Here is a 19412-nt window from a genome sequence, read left to right as displayed (position 1 = left end):
CGAGTTCAACGGTTCAGGAACCGAGTTGTTCGTCAAGGAGTGCGAGAAGTTCGTCCGCAGAGGCGGTGCGTGCGTCGGGTCCGGACTTGGCGGGTTCGGTGGCGGTGTGCGCCTCGTCCCACCGGGCCAGGAGCGCGCGGAGGCGGTCGCCCACGGCGGTGGTCTGCTCGGGGTCCGGTGTCAGGACGGACAGCGCGGCCTCGAGCCGGTCCAGTTCTGCGTCGATGGTGGGCTCGCCCATGCCGAGCATCTCTTCCAGCACGTGGGCGGCGAGCGCCGACGGGGTGGGATGGTCGAAGACGAGCGTCGAGGGCAGGCTCAGCCCGGTGGCCGTGTTGAAGACGTTGCGGAACTCGACGGCGGTGAGCGAGTCGAAGCCCAGGTCCTTGAACGCCCGGCCGGGTTCGACGGCCGTGGTGCTGTCGTAGCCGAGGACGGCGGCGACCTGCTCCCGCACCAGGTCGAGGACCACGCGCTCGCGGTCCTGCGCGGGCAGGGCGGCGAGCTCGGCCGACAGGTCGAGCGGCGCCGCCGCCTCGGCGGGGGCCGGGGCCCGGCGCGCGGCGGGCAGCTCCCGCAGCAGCGTCGCGGGGAGCGTGGGCGCGTACACGTCCCAGTCGATGTCCGCCACCACGAGGACCGTCGGGTCGTCCTGGCGCAGGGCCCGGTCGAGGGCCGCGACGGCCAGTTCGGGCTCGAACGGGGCGGTGCCCTTGCTGCGCAGGATGTCGGCGAGCTGCTCGCCGACCATGCCGCCGCCGCCCCACGGCCCCCACGCCACCGAGGTGGCGGCGCGGCCCTCGGCCACGCGCCGTTCGGCGAAGGCGTCGAGGAAGGCGTTGGCGGCCGCGTAGCTGCCCTGGGCCACCGCGCCGAACGTGCCGGAGATCGAGGAGAACATCACGAACGCCGACAGGTCGAGGTCCCGGGTCAGCTCGTCCAGGTTGACCGCGGCGTCGACCTTCGGCCGCAGCACGGTGGCGAGCCGCTCCGGGGTGAGCGCGGTGAGGACGCCGTCGTCCAGGACCCCTGCCGTGTGCATGACGGCGGTGAGCGGGAACTCCTCCGGCACCGACGCGAGGAGCCCCGCCAGGGCGTCCCGGTCGGCGACGTCGCAGGCGGCGATCGTCACCTGGGCGCCGAGCGCGGTCAGTTCGGCGCGCAGTTCCTCCGCGCCGTCGGCGTCAGGTCCGCGCCTGCTGGTGAGCAGCAGGTGTTCGGCGCCCTTCGCGACGAGCCACCTGGCGACGTGCGCGCCGATGCCGCCGGTGCCGCCAGTGACGAGGACGGTGCCGGTGGGGTCCCAGTCGCCGAGGTGTCCCACGGGTGCCTGCACGAGCCTGCGGGCGAACACACCGCCGGACCTGATGGCGACCTGGTCCTCGTCCCGGGTGCCGGACAGGATGCCGGCGAGGCGGGCGGCGGCGCGGTCGTCCAGGGAGTCGGGCAGGTCGACGAGGCCGCCCCAGCGCTCGGGCTGTTCGCGCCCGACGACGCGGCCCATGCCCCAGACCATGGCCTGTTCGGGGCTGACGGCCGTGTCGGAGCGGCCGACCATGACGCCGCCGCGCGTGGCGTGCCACAGCGGCGCGACGAGTTCGGCGTCGCCGAGTGCCTGGACGAGGGCGAGCGTCGCGTACACGCCGCCCGACGGCAGTTCGGGATCGAGGGCGAACAGCGACAGGACGCCCGCGACGGGTTCGTCGACGGCGAGCCGCGCCGTGAGCGCGTCCCGGTCCACTGCTTCGCCCGCCCGGATCGGCACCACGCGCGCGCCGTGCCTGCTCAGCGCGGCGGCGACGGATTCCTCACCGGCGCCGTCCCGGCTCACCACGAGCCAGGTGCCCTTGAGGGCGGCGACGGGCTCGGGCACCGGCAGCCAGCTGACGCGGTAGCGCCAGCCGTCGATCTCGGAGTTCTCGGACTGTGCCTGCCGCCACGAGGCGAGGCGGGGCAGGACCGTGCCGATCGGGTCGTCGAGGGACACGTCGAGTTCGTCCGCGAGGTCGCCGAGGTCGCCGTCGGCGACGGCCGCCCAGAACTGGGCGTCGACGGTTCCGCTGCTGTCGTCGCCCGTGGGCGCGGCGGCCATGTTCGGCCAGATCCGCCCGCGCCGGAAGGCGTAGGTGGGCAGGTCCACGTGCCGTCCTTCGGGCACCAGCTGGTGCCAGTCGAAGGGCAGGCCCGCCACGTAGGCCTCGGCGACGGAGGCGAGGAACCGGCCGATGTCACCGTCGTCGCGGCGCAGGGTGCCCACGACGACGGCCCGGGTGTCGGCCGCGTCCAGCGTCTCGCGTACCCCGAAGGTCAGCACGGGGTGCGGGCTGCACTCGACGAACGCGCCGACGCCGTGATCGATCAGGCCGCGGGTGGCCTCCTCGAAGCGCACGGTGTGCCGCAGGTTCTGGTACCAGTAGTCCGCGCCCACCTCGGTGCCGGTCAGCCACTCCCCGGTGACCGTGGACAGCATCGGTACGCGCGCGGGCAGGGCTTCCACTCCGGCGAGCACGGCCGCCAGTTCGTCCTGGAGGCGCTCGACATGCGCCGAGTGGGAGGCGTAGTCGACGGGGATGCGCCGGGCGCGGGTGCCGTCGGCGGCGCCGGCCTCGACCAGCTCGTCCAGGGCGTCCGCGTCACCCGACACGACCACCGAGCCGGGGCCGTTGACCGCGGCGATCGAGATCCGTCCGTGCCACTTCTCGATGTACGCGCGGGCCTCGTCGACCGTCGCCGCGAGCGACACCATGCCGCCCTGACCCGACAACGCGAGGATGGCCTTGCTCCGCAGCGCGGCGATCTTCGCGGCGTCGGCGAGCGAAAGGGCGCCCGCGACGTGCGCGGCGGCGATCTCACCCTGACTGTGCCCGACGACCGCCTCCGGCTCCACACCGTACGAACGCCACAGCGCCGCCAGCGACACCATCACCGAGAACAGCGCGGGCTGCACGACATCCACCCGCTCCAGCGCTTCCGCATCAGCAAGCACGTCCCACAGCGACCAGTCCACATACGGCGCCAGCGCCTCAGCACACGCCTCCATCGACGCCCGGAACACCGGCGACGACTCAGCCAGCTCAGCCCCCATGCCCAGCCACTGCGAGCCCTGGCCGGGGAACACGAACGCCACCTTGCCCGCAGGTCCGGCGACGCCCGTCGCCACCCGCGCCGACTCGACGCCCCGGGCGACCGCCGTGGGTCCCTCGACGACCGCGGCGAGACCGGCGAGCAGTCCGTCACGGTCCTGGCCGACGACGACCGCGCGGCTGTCGAAGGCCGACCGCGACACGGCGAGCGTCGCGGCGACGTCGCGCGGGTCGAGGTCGGGGTGCGCCGCGAGGTGGGCGCGCAGCCGGTCGGCTCCCGCGCGCAGCGCCTCGTCGTCCTTGGCCGAGACGAGCAGCGGCACCACGGACGTGTCCGGTTCGGCGCGCTGGTCGGTGGATTCGGTGGCGGGTGCCTGCTCGATGATGGCGTGCGCGTTGGTGCCGCTGAACCCGAACGACGACACGCCGAACCGGCGCGGCCGGTCGGTGTCCGGCCAGTCGTGCACCTCGGTGAGGAGCGCGACGTCACCGGTCGACCAGTCGACTTCCGACGTGGGCTCGGCGACGTGCAGGGTCTTGGGCAGCACGCCGTGCCGCATCGCCATGACCATCTTGATGATGCCCGCGACCCCGGCCGCGCCCTGCGTGTGCCCGATGTTGGACTTGACCGAGCCGAGCCACAGGGGCTCGCCCTCGCGGTCCTGTCCGTAGGTGGCGAGCAGCGCCTGGGCCTCGATGGGGTCGCCGAGCTTCGTACCCGTGCCGTGGGCCTCGACGGCGTCCACGTCGGACGCCCGGAGTCCGGCGCTCGCGAGGGCCTGGCGGATGACCCGCTGCTGCGAGGGGCCGTTGGGGGCGGTGAGGCCGTTGGACGCGCCGTCCTGGTTGATGGCGGATCCCCGGACGACCGCGAGCACTTGGTGCCCGTTGCGCTGGGCGTCGGAGAGCCGTTCCAGGACGACCGTGCCGACGCCTTCGCCCCAGCCGGTGCCGTCGGCGTCCGACGAGAACGGCCTGCACCGGCCGTCGGTGGACAGGCCCCGCTGGCGGCTGAACTCGATGAACGAGCCCGGCGTCGACATCACCGTCACGCCGCCCGCGAGCGCCATCGAGCAGTCGCCGGTGCGCAGCGCCTGCACCGCCATGTGCAGCGCGACGAGCGAGGAGGAGCAGGCGGTGTCGACCGTGACCGCGGGTCCTTCGAGCCCGAAGGCGTAGGCGACGCGCCCGGAGACGACACTGGCCGCATTGCCCGTGCCGATGAACCCTTCGACGGTCTCGTCGCTGTTCGCGAGAAGCAGGGTGTAGTCCTGCACGTTCGAGCCGGTGAAGACGCCGATGTCGCGCCCCCGCACCGCGCTCGGGTCGATCCCGGCGCGCTCGAACGCCTCCCATGACGTCTCCAGGAGGAGGCGCTGCTGCGGGTCCATGGCGAGGGCCTCGCGGGGCGATATCCCGAAGAACGTCGGGTCGAACTGGTCCGCGTCGTACAGGAAGGCTCCTTCCCGTGCGTACGAGGTGCCCGCGTGGTCCGGGTCGGGGTTGTACACGTTCGCCAGGTCCCAGCCGCGGTTCCCGGGGAACTCGCCGACGGCGTCGACGCCGTCGTGGACGAGCCGCCACAGGTCCTCGGGCGAGTTGACGCCGCCGGGGAAGCGGCAGCTCATGGCGACGATCGCGATCGGGTCGTCGCTCACCGATGCCACCGTGCGGGTGGCCGTCACGACGGCGGGAGCGCCGGTGAGTTCGGTGCCGAGGTGCGCGGCGAGGGCCGCGGGGCTCGGGTGGTCGAAGACCAGGGTCGCGGACAGGCGCAGCTCGGTGGCGGCGCCGAGGCGGTTGCGCAGTTCGACGGCGGTGAGCGAGTCGAAGCCCAGCTCCTTGAACGCGCGGTCGGGCACGATAGTGTGCGCCGAGCCGTGGCCGAGGACCACGGCCACGTGCTCCAGGACCACGTCGAGGAGCGCCTTCTCCCGCTCGGCCCCCGTCAGCCCTGCCAGCGACCGGGCCAGCGCGGATCCGGCGGCGGCACCGGACTCGGCGGTCCTGCGCGCGGCGGTGCGCACCAGGCCGCGCAGCAGGTGCGGTACGGGGTTGGTGCGTGCCTGCCGGTGCAGGGCGGGCAGGTCGAGCGGGACCGGCGCGAGGACGGCGCGGCCTGTGGTGCCCGCCGCGTCGAACAGCGCCAGACCCTGGGCCGAGCGGAGCGGGATGACACCGCCCCTGCTCATCCGCTTCACGTCGGCCTCGTCGAGCTGTCCGCTCATGCCGCTCGCGTCCGCCCACAGGCCCCAGGCCAGGGAGGTCGCGGGCAGCCCGGCCGCGCGGCGGTGCTGCGCGAGGGCATCCAGGAACGCGTTCGCCGCCGCGTAGTTGCCCTGCCCCGGGCCGCCGAACACGCCGGCGACGGACGAGAACAGCACGAACGCCGACAGGTCCAGGTCGCGGGTCAGCTCGTGCAGGTGCCAGGCCGCGTCGGCCTTGGGCCGGAAGACGGTGTCGATCCGTTCCGGGGTGAGCGAGCCGATCGTGCCGTCGTCGAGGACACCGGCGGTGTGGACGACGGCGGTCACAGGGTGCTCGGCCAGGAGCGCCGCGACGGCGTCGCGGTCGGAGACGTCACAGGCCGCGTACGTCACTTCGGCGCCCAGCGCGACCAGTTCGGTACGCAGGTCCTCGGCGCCCTCGGCGGCGGCGCCACGCCTGCTCACGAGCAGCAGGTCGCGTACGCCGCGCTCCGTGACCAGGTGCCGGGCGACGAGGCCGCCCAGCGTGCCGGTGGCGCCGGTGACCAGCACCGCGCCGGAGCCGAAGCCCGGGTCGTCCACCACGGAGGGGCTGACCCTGGTGAGGCGTGGGACGCGGATGTCGCCGGACCGGAGGGCGAGTTGGGGTTCGCCGGTGGCGAGTGCGGCGGGCAGCGCGTCGAGCGAGGCCGCCTCCTCGTCGAGGTCGACCAGGACGATCCGGTCCGGGTTCTCCGACTGGGCCGTGCGCACCAGGCCCCACACGGCGGCGTCGGCGACGTTCCGTACGTCCTCGTCGTCCGTGGTGGCGACCGCGCCCTTGGTCACGACGACCAGGCGGGCCGCCTCGAAACGCTCGTCGGACAGCCAGGCCTGGACCGTGGTCAGGGCCCAGTGCGCCGCTTCGTGCGCGGCGGCGACGGGGTCGGGCGTGGAGGCGGTCGGGCACGACAGGACGGCGAAGTCGGGGAGTTCCGTCGCCCCGGCCAGTTCCTCCAGGTCGGACAGGTCGGTCCGCCGGGTCGTCGGTGCCTCGCCGTCGGGCAGCGGGGCGGATGTCCAGTCGACGCCGAAGAGTGCGTCGCCGCGCTCGTCGCGGGCGAGCTGGTCGGCCTGGACCGGGCGCAGCATCAGCGAGTCGATCGTGGCCACCGGGGCGCCCGCCCCGTCCGCGATCACCAGTGTCACGCCGTCCGCCGTGTCCGTGGGCGTGAGGCGCACCCGCAGCACGGTCGCGCCCGAGGCGTGCAGGCGCATGCCCCACCACGAGAACGGCAGCTGGTCGGGGTCCGTGCCGTCGGTGAGGCCGATGGCGTGCAGGGCCGCGTCGAGCAGCGCCGGGTGCAGCCCGAAGCCGTCCGCCTTCACGCCGTCGGGCAGCGCGACCTCGGCGAACACCTCGCCGTCCTTGCGCCAGGCGGCCTTCAGGCCCTGGAACACCGGGCCGTAGCCGAACCCGGCGTCAGCCCGCTCGTCGTAGAAGCCGTCCAGGTCCACGACCTCGGCCCCCGCGGGAGGCCACACCTCCAGGGAAACCCCCTCGGCGCGGCCGCCCTCGCGCAGCACACCGACCGCGTGCCGGGTCCACGCACGACCGTCCTCGACATCACCCTCGCTGGAGTAGAACGTCAGCTCGCGCCGACCCGACTCGTCCGACGCGCCGACCCACACCTGCATCCGCACCGAGCCGGACTCGGTCAGGACGAGCGGCGCTTCGAGCGTCAGCTCCTCGACCAGGCCGCAGCCGACCTGGTCCCCGGCGCGCACCGCCAGCTCGGCGACCGCGGCGCCCGGCAGCAGTGCCGAGCCATGGACCACGTACTGGGCCAGCCACGGGTGCGTCTGGACCGAGACCCGCCCGGTCAGGAGCACACCGTCCGTGCCGCCGACGGCAACAGCCGCCCCCAGCAAGGGGTGTTCCGCCGAGCCGAGGCCGATCGCCGCGGCGTCGCCGGTCGAGTACGAGGCGTCCAGCCAGTAGTACTCGCGCTGGAAGGCGTACGTCGGCAGGTCGACGCGGCGCGTGCCACTGCCGTCGAAGAACGCCTCCCAGGCGACCTGGACGCCGCGCACGTGCAGTTGTCCGGCGGCGGTCGTGGCGGCGACGTCCTCGGGGCGGTCGCCGCGCAGCATCGGTACGAAGACCGCGTCCGGGGCGGACTCCTGGCCAAGCGCCGACAGCGCCCCACCGGGGCCCACCTCGACGAACATCGCCACACCCTCGGCGGCCAGAGCGCTCACGGCGTCGGCGAACCGCACCGCCTCACGGACGTGCCGCACCCAGTACTCGGGCGAGGCCAACTCCTCGGCAGACGCCCGGGCACCGGTCAGCGTCGACACGATAGGGAGCGACGGCTCTCCGTACGACACGCCCTCGAGGACCGCGCGGAAGTCGTCCAGCATCGGATCCATCAACGGCGAGTGGAACGCATGGCTCACCTTCAGGCGGGTCGCCTTACGGTCCTCCGCACGCCAACGCTCGGCAACCGCCTCGACATCGGCGGCCACACCGGAGACGACAACTGAGTGAGAACCATTAACCGCCGCAATACCCACCGTCTCCGGCAAGCCCTCATCAGCGACCTCCGCCTCGGACGCCTGGATCGCGACCATCGCACCACCGGACGGCAGCGCCTGCATCAACGCACCCCGCGCCGACACCACCTTCACCGCATCCGACAGCGACCACACACCAGCCACATGCGCCGCAGCCAGCTCACCGATCGAGTGACCGGCCAGCACATCCGGACGGACACCCCACGACTCCAGCAACCTGAACAGCGCCACCTCGACCGCGAACAGCGCAGGCTGCGTCACCCCCGTCTCGTTCAGCTCGGCCACCGCCGCCAGAGCCGTCAGGAACTCGTCCCGCTCACCGCCGACGACCACCGCACGGTGCTCGAGGACCGCCCGCGACGACACCAGGGCACGCCCCACGTCCGGCACGGTCAGCTCGGGGGCCGAGTCCACGAGGGACTTCAGCCGCGCGGCCTGCGCCCGCAGCGCTTCGGCGCTCCGGGCCGAGAGGACCCACGGCGCGATGCCGTCGGGCACCGGCGCCGCGTCTGCGGCAGGCTCCTCCCCCACCGGGGCCTGTTCGATGATGGCGTGGGCGTTGGTGCCGCTCACGCCGAACGACGACACACCGGCCCGGCGCAGATGGCCGGTCTCCGGCCACGGCTGGGTCTCCGTGAGGAGCTTGACGGCGCCCGCCGACCAGTCGACGTGCGACGACGGCGCGTCCACGTGCAGCGTGCGCGGGAGCACACCCTGACGCATCGCCATGACCATCTTGATCACACCGGCCACACCGGCGGCGGCCTGCGTGTGGCCGACGTTCGACTTCACCGAGCCGAGCCACAGCGGGTCACCCGCACGGTTCTGCCCGTACGTGGCGAGCAGCGCCTGCGCCTCGATCGGGTCGCCGAGCTTCGTGCCGGTGCCGTGCGCCTCGACGGCGTCCACGTCGGACGGTGCCAGGCCGGCGCTCGCGAGCGCCTGGCGGATCACGCGCTGCTGGGAGGGGCCGTTCGGGGCGGTGAGGCCGTTGGACGCGCCGTCCTGATTGACCGCCGAACCCCGTACGACGGCGAGGACCTTGTGGCCGTTGCGGCGGGCGTCCGACAGCCGCTCCACGAGGAGCATGCCGACGCCCTCGCCCCAGCCGGTGCCGTCCGCGCCCTCGGCGAACGCCTTGCACCGGCCGTCCTCCGCGAGCCCGCGCTGGCGGCTGAACTCGATGAACGCACCCGGCGTCGACATCACCGTCACACCGCCGACCAGAGCGAGATCGCACTCGCCCTTGTTCAGCGCCTGGCCCGCGAGGTGCAGGGCGACCAGCGACGAGGAGCACGCGGTGTCCACGGTGACGGCCGGGCCTTCGAGGCCGAATGTGTACGAGAGGCGGCCCGAGATGACGCTCGCCGCGCTGCCCGTGCCCGCGTACCCTTCGGCGCTCTCCCGCGCGGCCATCAACAGCGCCGCGTAGTCCTGGCCGTTGGTGCCGACGAACACGCCCGAGCGGCTGCCGCGCACCGCGTGCGGGTCGATCCCGGCCCGCTCGAACGCCTCCCAGGACGTCTCCAGGAGCAGCCGCTGCTGCGGGTCCATCGCCAAGGCCTCGCGCGGCGATATCCCGAAGAAGTCCGCGTCGAACTCCCCGACGTTGTGCAGGAATCCGCCTTCACGCGCGTAGGTCGTGCCCGCGTGGTCGGGGTCCGGGTCGTAGAGGGACTCCACGTCCCAGCCGCGGTCGGTGGGGAAGCCGGACAGCGCGTCCGCACCGGACTCGACGAGCCGCCACAGGTCCTCGGGTGACTCGACGCCGCCGGGGAAGCGGCAGCTCATGCCGACGATCGCGATCGGCTCGTCGGTCGTGGCCATGGCCGTGCCGGTGACCGTCTCGACCACGGTGACGCCCGCGAGTTCGGCGCCGAGGTGTGCGGCGAGCGCCGCGGGCGTCGGGTAGTCGAAGACGAGGGTGGCGGGCAGGGCCAGTTCGGTCGCCGCGTTGAGGTGGTTGCGCAGTTCGACGGAGCTGAGCGAGTCGAAGCCGAGGTCCTTGAACGCGCGGCCGGGTGCGACGGCGCCCGCCGAGCTGTGGCCGAGCACCACGGCCACGTGGCCGAGCACCAGGTCGAGGAGTGCCTTCTCGCGGTCCGCGAGACTCAGGCCGGCGAGCGAGCGGGCCAGCGCCGAACTCGCGCCGGGGCCGGACTCGGCGGTCCTGCGCGCGGTACCGCGCACCAGGCCGCGCAGGAGGTGCGGAACGGGGCGGGTGCGGGCCTCGCGGCGCAGCACGGCCAGGTCCAGGGGCACCGGCACGAGCGCGGCGCGGCCGGTCGAGCCCGCCGCGTCGAACAGGGCGAGGCCCTCGGCCGTGCGGAGCGGGAGCAGGCCGCCCCGGCCCATCCGCTTCATGTCGGCCGCGCCGAGGTCGCCGGTCATGCCGCTGGCCTCGGCCCACAGGCCCCAGGCCAGCGAGGTGGCGGGCAGCCCGGCCGCGCGGCGGTGCTGCGCGAGCGCGTCGAGGAACGCGTTCGCCGCGGCGTAGTTGCCCTGGCCGGGGGCGCCCAGCGTGCCCGAGACCGAGGAGAACAGGACGAACGCGGACAGGTCCAGGTCGCGGGTCAGGTCGTGCAGGTGCCAGGCCGCGTCGACCTTCGGGTGGAAGACGGTGTCGATACGTTCCGGGGTGAGCGAGCTGATCACGCCGTCGTCGAGGACGCCCGCGGTGTGGACGACCGCAGAGACGTCGTGCTCGGCCAGCAGCGCGGCGACAGCCTCGCGGTCGGCCACGTCGCAGGCGGCGAGCACCACTTCGGCGCCCTGCGCGGCCAGTTCGGCCCGCAGTTCCTCGGCGCCTTCGGCGGCGGCGCCGCGCCTGCTCACCAGGAGCAGATCGCGTACGCCGCGCTCGGCGACCAGGTGCCGGGCGACGAGGCCGCCCAGGGTGCCCGTGGCACCGGTGACCAGCACCGCGCCCGACCCGAAGCCGGGGTCGTCCACCACGGACGGGCTGACCCTGGCCAGGCGCGGGGCGCGTGCGGTGCCCGAGCGGAGCGCCAACTGCGGCTCGCCGGTGGCGAGCGCGGACGGCAGCGCGTCCAGCGAGGCCGTCTCGTCGTCGAGGTCGACCAGGACGATCCGGTCGGGGTTCTCCGACTGGGCGGACCGCACCAGGCCCCACACGGCGGCCTGCGCGACGTCCTGTACCGCCTCGTCGGCCGAGGTGGCGACGGCACCCCTGGTCACGACGGTCAGGCGGGCCGTGTCGGAGCGCTCGTCGGCCAGCCAGTCCTGGACCGTGGTCAGCGCCCAGTGCGCGGCGTCGTGCGCGCCGACGGCCGGGTCGGACGCCGAGGTGTCGGGGCAGGACAGGACCACGAAGCCGGGCAGTTCCATGGGCAGCGACTCGGTGAGCGCTTCCAGGTCGGCCCGTTCGGCCGTCGGGGCGTCGCCGTCGGACAGGGGCACGGGCACCCAGTCGACGCCGAACAGCGATTCGCCGAACAGCGACTCCGCGTCGTGCCTCGACAGCGTCTCCGTCACGGGACGCAGGACGAGGGAGTCCACCGTCGCGACGGGGGCGCCCGCGCCGTCGGCGAGCGTCAGCGTCACCGCGTCCGCTCCGGCGGGGGCGAGGCGCACCCGCAGCGCCGTCGCGCCGGAGGCGTGCAGCCGCACACCCGACCACACGAACGGCAGCCTGTCGTCGGCGTCCTCGCTGTCCGTGAGGCCGACGGTGTGCAGTGTCGCGTCGAGCAGCGCCGGGTGCAGCCCGAAGCCGTCCGGCTTCACGCCGTCGGGCAGCGCGACCTCGGCGTACACCTCGCCGTCCTTGCGCCACGCGGCCGTCAGGCCCTGGAACACCGGCCCGTAGCCGAACCCGGCGTCAGCCCGCTCGTCGTAGAACCCCTCCAGGTCCACGACCTCGGATCCCGCAGGAGGCCACACCTCCAGGGAGACCCCCTCGGCGCGGCCGCCCTCGCGCAGCACACCGACGGCATGCCGGGTCCAGGACCGTCCGTCCTCGACGTCACCCGCACTGGAGTAGAACGTCAGCTCACGCCTGCCCGCCTCGTCCGACGCACCGACCCACACCTGCACGCGCACCGAGCCGTCCGAAGGCAGGACGAGCGGCGCCTCAAGAGTCAGCTCCTCCACCAGATCGCACCCGACCTGGTCCCCGGCGCGCACCGCCAGCTCGACGAACGCCGCACCGGGCAGCGACGCCGCACCCTGGACGACGTACTCACCCAGCCACGGATGCGTCCGAACCGAGAGCCGACCCGTCAGCAGCACACCGTCCGTGCCGCCCACAGCAACAGCCGCGCCCAGCAGCGGGTGTTCCGCCGAACCGAGTCCGGCCGCGGTGACGTCGCCCGTCAGCGCCGACGCCTCGGGCCAGTAGCGCTCGTGCTGGAAGGCGTACGTCGGCAGCGCCACGCGGCGCGCGCCGCGCCCTGCGAAGAACGCCGCCCACTCGACCTGGACACCACGCACGTGCAGCTGTCCGGCCGCCGTGGTGGCGGCGGTCGCTTCCGGCCGATCAGCACGCAGCAGGGGTACGAAGACCGCGTCCGGGGCGGACTCCTGGCCCAGCGCCGACAGCGCCCCGCCGGGGCCGACCTCGACGAACGTCGCCACTCCCTCGGCGGCCAGAGCGCCCACGGCGTCGGCGAAGCGCACGGCCTCGCGCACGTGCCGCACCCAGTAGTCCGCAGAGGCCAGCTCCTCGGCCGTGGCGAGCTGTCCGGTCAGCGTCGACACGATCGGGAGCGACGGCTCTCCGTACGACACGCCCTGAAGGACCGTGCGGAAGTCATCCAGCATCGGGTCCATCAACGGCGAGTGGAACGCATGGCTCACCTTCAGACGGGTCGCCTTACGGCCCTCCGCACGCCAACGCTCCGCCACCGCCTCCACGTCAGCGGCCACACCAGAGACGACGACTGAGTGAGGACCATTAACCGCCGCGATACCCACCGTCTGCGGCAAGCCCTCATCAGTGACCTCAGCCTCGGACGCCTGGATGGCGACCATGGCGCCGCCCTCGGGCAGCGCCTGCATCAACGCACCACGCGCCGACACCACCTTCACGGCATCCGCCAACGACCACACACCAGCCACGTGCGCGGCCGCCAGCTCACCGATGGAGTGGCCCGCCAGCAGGTCGGGGCGCACACCCCACGACTCAAGGAGACGGAACAACGCCACCTCGACCGCGAACAGCGCGGGCTGCGTCACCCCGGTCTCGTTCAGGGCGTCGGCGTCCTCGCCGAACAGCACGCCACGTACCGACGGGTCGAACTCACCGAGGACAGCGTCCAGCGCCTCCGCGAACACCGGGAAACGCTCCGCCAGTTCACGCCCCATGCCGAGCCGCTGCGACCCCTGCCCCGAGAACAGGAAACCCACCCGGCCGGGCTCAGCGGCGACACCCGCGACCACGGCACCGCTCGACTTGCCATCGGCCACCGCCGCCAGAGCCGTCAGGAACTCGTCCCGGTCACCGGCGACGACCACCGCACGGTGATCCAGGGCCGACCGCGTCGTGGCGAGCGAGTAGCCGACGTCGGCGAGCGTGTGCTCGTCGACAAGGGACGTGAGGCGCTCGGCCTGCCCGCGCAGGGCGTCCTCGCCGCGTGCCGAGAGCACCCACGGAAGAGGCCCGTCGGCCACCGGCTCCTGAGCTTCCTCGGGCGCCACGGCGGGGGGCTGCTCGACGATGACGTGCGCGTTGGTGCCGCTGAACCCGAAGGACGACACACCGGCACGCCAGGGCCGGTCGACGGCGGGCCACGAGCGGGTCTCCGCGAGGAGTTCCACCGCGCCCGCGGACCAGTCGACGTGCGGCGACGGCTCGTCCACGTGCAGCGTCCGGGGCAGCACGCCGTGCCGCATCGCCATGACCATCTTGATGATGCCCGCGACGCCCGCGGCGGCCTGCGTGTGGCCGATGTTCGACTTCACAGAGCCGAGCCACAGCGGCCGCTCGTCGGCACGGTTCTGGCCGTAGGTGGCGAGGAGCGCCTGGGCCTCGATCGGGTCGCCGAGGGTCGTGCCCGTGCCGTGTGCCTCCACGGCGTCCACGTCGGCGGCGGCCAGGCCGGAACTCGCCAGGGCCTGGCGGATGACGCGCTGCTGCGAGGGGCCGTTCGGGGCGGTGAGGCCGTTGGACGCACCGTCCTGGTTGACCGCGGAGCCGCGCACGACCGCGAGGACGGGGTGCCCGTTGCGCTGGGCGTCCGAGAGACGCTCGACGAAGAGCATGCCGACGCCCTCGCCCCAGCCCGTGCCGTCGGCGGCCGCCGCGAAGGCCTTGCAGCGGCCGTCCTGCGAAAGGCCGCGCTGGCGGCTGAACTCGATGAACGAGCCCGGCGTCGCCATCACGGTCACGCCGCCCGCGAGGGCCAGTGAGCACTCGCCCGACCGCAGGGCCTGGATGGCCAGGTGCAGGGCGACCAGCGAGGACGAGCAGGCCGTGTCGACGGTGACAGCCGGGCCCTCGAAGCCGTACGTGTAGGACAGACGGCCGGAGGCGACGCTGGACGCGTTGCCGGTCGCCGCGTAGCCGCCGGTGTCCTCGGCGGCGCCGCCGAGGACGTACGCGTAGTCATGCATGTTCGAGCCCACGAACACGCCGACGCTCTCGCCGCGCAGCGACGCCGGGTCGATTCCGGCACGCTCGAAGACCTCCCAGGAGGTTTCGAGGAGGAGCCGCTGCTGCGGGTCCATCGCCAAGGCCTCGCGCGGCGAGATGCCGAAGAACCCCGCGTCGAAGCCGCTCACGTCCGACAGGAACGCGCCCGACTTCAGATAGGTGGTCCCGACCGCGTCCGGGTCAGGGTCGTACAAGGCCTCCACGTCCCAGCCACGATCGGCAGGGAACTCCGTGACCGCGTCGCCGCCGGAGAGGAGCAGCTGCCACAGGTCCTCCGGGCTGGCCACACCCCCGGGGAACCGGCAGCTCATGCCGACGATCGCGATCGGGTCGTCGGCCGCGACGGAGGCGGCGGCGACCGGAGCGGCCGCGATGTCCGCACCGGACAGTTCGGTACGCAGGTAGGCGGCCAGGACGGCGGCCGTCGGGTAGTCGAAGACCAGGGTCGCGGGCAGGGCGAGACCTGTCGCCTCGGTGAGGCGGGCGCGCAGTTCGACGGCCGTCAGCGAGTCGAAGCCCAGGTCACGGAAGGCACGGGTCGCCGAGAACGCGTCCCCGGACACATGGCCGAGGACGGCGGCGGCCTCGTACCGCACCAGCTCGGTGAGCTGCCGCTCCTGCTCCGCCTCGTCCAGACCGGCCAGACGCCGCGCGAGCGCCGACGTGCCCTGCTCGGCCGGGGCGGTGGCGAACGCGGCCTGCACGTCGGGGAGTTCACTCAGCAACGGGCTCGGGCGCTGCGCCATGAAGGTGCCCGCGAACCGCTCCCAGTCCATGTCGGCGACGACGACGTTCCCGTCACCGCGCTCCAAGGCCGTGGCCAGACCGGCGATCGCCACGACGGGAGCCATCGAGTTCAGGCCCCGGCGGCGCAGCTGTGCCGCCGAGTCCGCACCGGAGTTGGCGACCATGCCGCCGTCGGCCCACGGACCCCAGGCGACGGCGGTGGCGGGCAGGCCCGCTGCCCTGCGGTGCTCGGCCAGGGCGTCGAGGTAGGCGTTGGCAGCCGCGTACGCGCCCTGCGCACCGCTCCCCCACACACCGGCGATGGACGAGAACAGCACGAACGCGTCCAACGGCGTGTCGCCCAGGAGCTCGTGCAGGTTCCGCGCACCGTCGACCTTCGCCGCAAGCACACCGGCCAGGTCGTCCTCGTCCAGCTCCGCGAGCGGAGCCGTGCGCTCGATGCCGGCCGCGTGCACGACGGCGGTGAGCGGGAACTCGGCGGGCACGGAGGCGATTACGTCGGCCAGCGCGTCCCGGTCGGCGGCGTCGCAGGCCGCGATGGTGACGCGCGCCCCGAGCGTGGTCAGCTCCGCACGCAGTTCCTCGGCGCCTTCGGCCGCGGCGCCGCGCCTGCTCGTGAGGAGCAGGTGCTCGGCGCCCTTCGCCACCAGCCACCGGGCGACGTGCGCGCCGAGCGCGCCGGTGCCGCCGCTCACCAGGACCGTCCCGCGCGGCGACCAGCCCTCGGGCGCGGCACCGCCGAGCGGCGCGGGCGCCAGCCTGCGGCCGAGTATCCCCTCGCCGCGCAGCGCGACCTGGTCCTCGCCCCCCGTACCGGCGAGCACCGCGGCCAGGAGGTCACCGGTCGCCTCGTCGGGCGCCGCGGGCAGGTCCACCAGACCACCCCAGCGGCCCGGCTGCTCCAGCGCGGCCACCCGGCCGAGACCCCATACCAACGACTGCTCGAACCCGGCGACCGCGTCGCCGTCGGCCGCCGCGACCGCACCGGACGTGAGGCACCACAACGGCGCGGACACGTCCGCGTCACCCAGGGCGCGTAACAGACCGATCGTGGCCGCGACACCCGTGGGCACCGCCGAATCGCCACTGTCCGCAAGCCCGAGCAGCGAGACGACGCCGCCGAGCGCGGGCAGTTCGCTCAACTGCTCCGCCCAGTCGACCGCCTCCGGGTCCACGTCCAGGGTGTGGACGTCCGCTCCGCCCCGGGCAAGCGCCGCACGCACCCACTCCGCACGGTCCTCGCCCATCGGCGCAACGACCAGCCAGGCACCGTCCAGTTGACGGCTCGCGGCGGTTACCGGGCTCCAGTCGATCCGGTAGCGCCAGCCGTCCACGGTGGCCCGCCCCTGCTGCTCCGTGCGCCAGGCGGACAGCATGGGCAGCACGTCGCTCAGCGGGTCGTCCGACGACACGTTCAGCATGCGGGCCAGGTCGGCGAGGTCGCCCTCCGCGATGGCCTCCCAGAACCGCGCCTCCACCGGCGACATGCGCTCGGTGCGCGCGTCGGCGGGCACGTCGAGCCAGAAGCGCTCGCGCTGGAACGCGTACGTCGGCAGCTCGACCTGCCGGGCGCCGCTGCCGTGGAAGCAAGCGGTCCAGTCGACCGCCACGCCGTGCGTGTGCAGCGCGGCGACCGTGGTGAGGAACGCGTTCTCCTCGGGCCGGTCCGTACGCAGCGCGGGCAGGAACACCGCCTCGGGCGCACTGCCCAGGCCGAGAGCGCACAGCGTGCCGCCGGGGCCGACCTCCACGAACGCGTCGACACCCTGCTCGCGCAGCGTCACGACGGCGTCGGCGAAGCGCACGGACTCACGCACGTGCCGCACCCAGTAGTCCGGGGACGCCAGCTCCTCAGCCGTGGCCGGCCGACCGGTGAGCGTCGACACGATGGGGAGCGACGGCTCCGCGAACGAGACGCCCTCAAGGACCGCGCGGAAGTCGTCCAGCATCGGGTCCATGAGCGGTGAGTGGAACGCGTGACTCACCTTCAGGCGGGTCGCCTTACGGCCAGCCCCGCGCCAGCGCTCCGCCACCGCCTCCACGTCGGCGGCCACACCGGAGACGACCACCGAGTGAGGACCATTAACCGCCGCAATACCCACCGTCTCCGGCAAGCCCTCATCAATCACCTCAGCCTCGGACGCCTGAATCGCCACCATCGCACCACCGGACGGCAGCGCCTGCATCAACGCACCACGCGCCGACACCACCTTCACGGCATCCGCCAACGACCAGACACCAGCCACGTGCGCGGCCGCCAGCTCACCGATGGAGTGACCGGCCAGCAGGTCGGGGCGCACACCCCAGGACTCAAGGAGGCGGAACAGCGCGACCTCGACGGCGAAGAGCGCGGGCTGCGTCACCCCGGTCTCGTTCAGGGCGTCGGCGTCCTCGCCGAACAGCACGCCACGTACCGACGGGTCGAACGCCGCGAGGACCTCGTCCAGGGCTTCGGCGAACACCGGGAAACGGGACGCGAGTTCACGCCCCGCGCCGAGGCGCTGCGAGCCCTGACCCGAGAACAGGAAGCCCAGCAGGCCGCTGCCGGTGGTGCCCGTCACCAGGCCCGGGGTCTGCCTGCCCTCGGCCAGTGCCGTCAGGGCGGTCAGGCGGGACCCGTGGTCGTCCGCGACGACGACGGCACGGTGTTCCAGCGCCGCCCGTGTGGTGGCGAGCGAGAAGCCGACGTCCTGGGGGTGGAGGCCGGCGACGTGGGAGCGGAGCCGCTCGGCCTGGACGCGCAGCGCCTCGGGGCTCCGGGCCGAGAGGACCCAGGGCACCAGGCCGTCGCGTACCGGCTCCTGGGCCTCCTCCTGCTCGACGGCGGGAGCCTGCTCGATGATGGCGTGCGCGTTGGTGCCGCTCACGCCGAAGGACGACACACCGGCGCGGCGCAGGTGGCCGGTCTCCGGCCACGGCCGGGCCTCCGTGAGGAGTTCGACGCCGCCCGCCGACCAGTCGACGTGCGTCGAGGGCCGGTCCACGTGCAGCGTCTGCGGCAGTACGCCATGGCGCATCGCCATGACCATCTTGATCACGCCCGCGACACCGGCGGCGGCCTGGGTGTGGCCGACGTTGGACTTCACGGAGCCGAGCCACAGCGGCTCGGCGCTGCGGCCCTGGCCGTAGGTGGCGAGGAGTGCCTGGGCCTCGATCGGGTCGCCCAGGGTGGTGCCGGTGCCGTGCGCCTCCACGGCGTCGACGTCGGTCGGGGCGAGGCCCGCGCTCTCCAGGGCCTGGCGGATGACGCGCTGCTGCGAGGGGCCGTTGGGGGCGGTGAGGCCGTTGGACGCGCCGTCCTGGTTGACCGCGGAGCCACGCACGACCGCGAGGATCTTGTGGCCGCGCCGCTGGGCGTCCGACAGGCGCTCGACGAGGAGCATGCCGGCGCCCTCGCCCCAGCCGGTGCCGTCGGCGGCCTCGGCGAACGCCTTGCACCGGCCGTCCACGGAGAGGCCGCGCTGACGGCTGAACTCCACGAAGGAGCCGGGTGTCGACATCACCGTCACGCCGCCGACGAGCGCCATGTCGCACTCGCCCTTGTGCAGGGCCTGCGCCGCGAGGTGCAGGGCGACCAGCGAGGACGAGCAGGCCGTGTCCACGGTGACGGCCGGGCCCTCGAGGCCGAACGTGTACGAGAGGCGTCCTGAGATGACGCTCGCCGAGATGCCGGTGCCCGCGTAGCCCTCGACGGTCTCCATCGCGGCCATCAACAGGGCGGCGTAGTCCTGGCCGTTGGTGCCGACGAACACACCCGACCGGCTGCCGCGCAGCGACTGCGGGTCGATGCCCGCCCGCTCGAACGCCTCCCACGCGGTCTCCAGGAGCAGCCGCTGCTGCGGGTCCATGGCGAGGGCCTCGCGCGGCGAGATCCCGAAGAAGCCGGAGTCGAAGTCCGCGGCGCGGTCAAGGAAGGCGCCCTTGCGGCTGTAGGTGGTGCCGGAGCGGTCGGGGTCCGGGTCGTAGAGGGACTCCACGTCCCAGCCGCGGTCGGTCGGGAAGTCCGACACCGCGTCCGTGCCGGACTCGACCAGACGCCACAGGTCCTCGGGCGACTCGACGCCGCCGGGGAACCGGCAGCTCATGCCGACGATCGCGATCGGCTCGGCGGCCTTCTCCTCGACCTCGCGCAGCCGTTGCTTGGTCTGCCGCAGATCCGTGGTGACGCGCTTCAGGTAGTCGAGGACCTTGTCGTCGTTCGACATGTGC

At 73.6% G+C, this 19412-nt stretch carries 1 protein-coding gene; it reads right to left on the bottom strand.

Annotated features, from left to right (window positions below; translation table 11 throughout):
* Positions 1-13: 13 nt before the first annotated feature.
* Positions 14-19408 carry a type I polyketide synthase gene (locus OO63_RS03155; RefSeq protein WP_051810491.1) on the bottom strand — a complete coding sequence of 6465 codons (19395 nt, stop codon included), beginning with the start codon at positions 19406-19408 and terminating at the stop codon, positions 14-16.
* Between the last annotated feature and the right edge of the window lie 4 nt (positions 19409-19412).

The sequence above is a fragment of the Streptomyces alboflavus genome (assembly GCF_000716675.1).
In the GTDB taxonomy this organism is placed as follows: Bacteria; Actinomycetota; Actinomycetes; order Streptomycetales; family Streptomycetaceae; genus Streptomyces; species Streptomyces alboflavus.
The sequence above is the reverse complement of the archived record's forward strand: the minus strand, read 5'-3'. Positions and strand labels throughout refer to the sequence as shown.

Coding starts and splice junctions, on each gene's coding strand:
- OO63_RS03155 (WP_051810491.1), bottom strand. CDS start 19,408: ATGTCGAACGACGACAAGGTCCTCGACTACCTGAAGCGCGTCACCACG.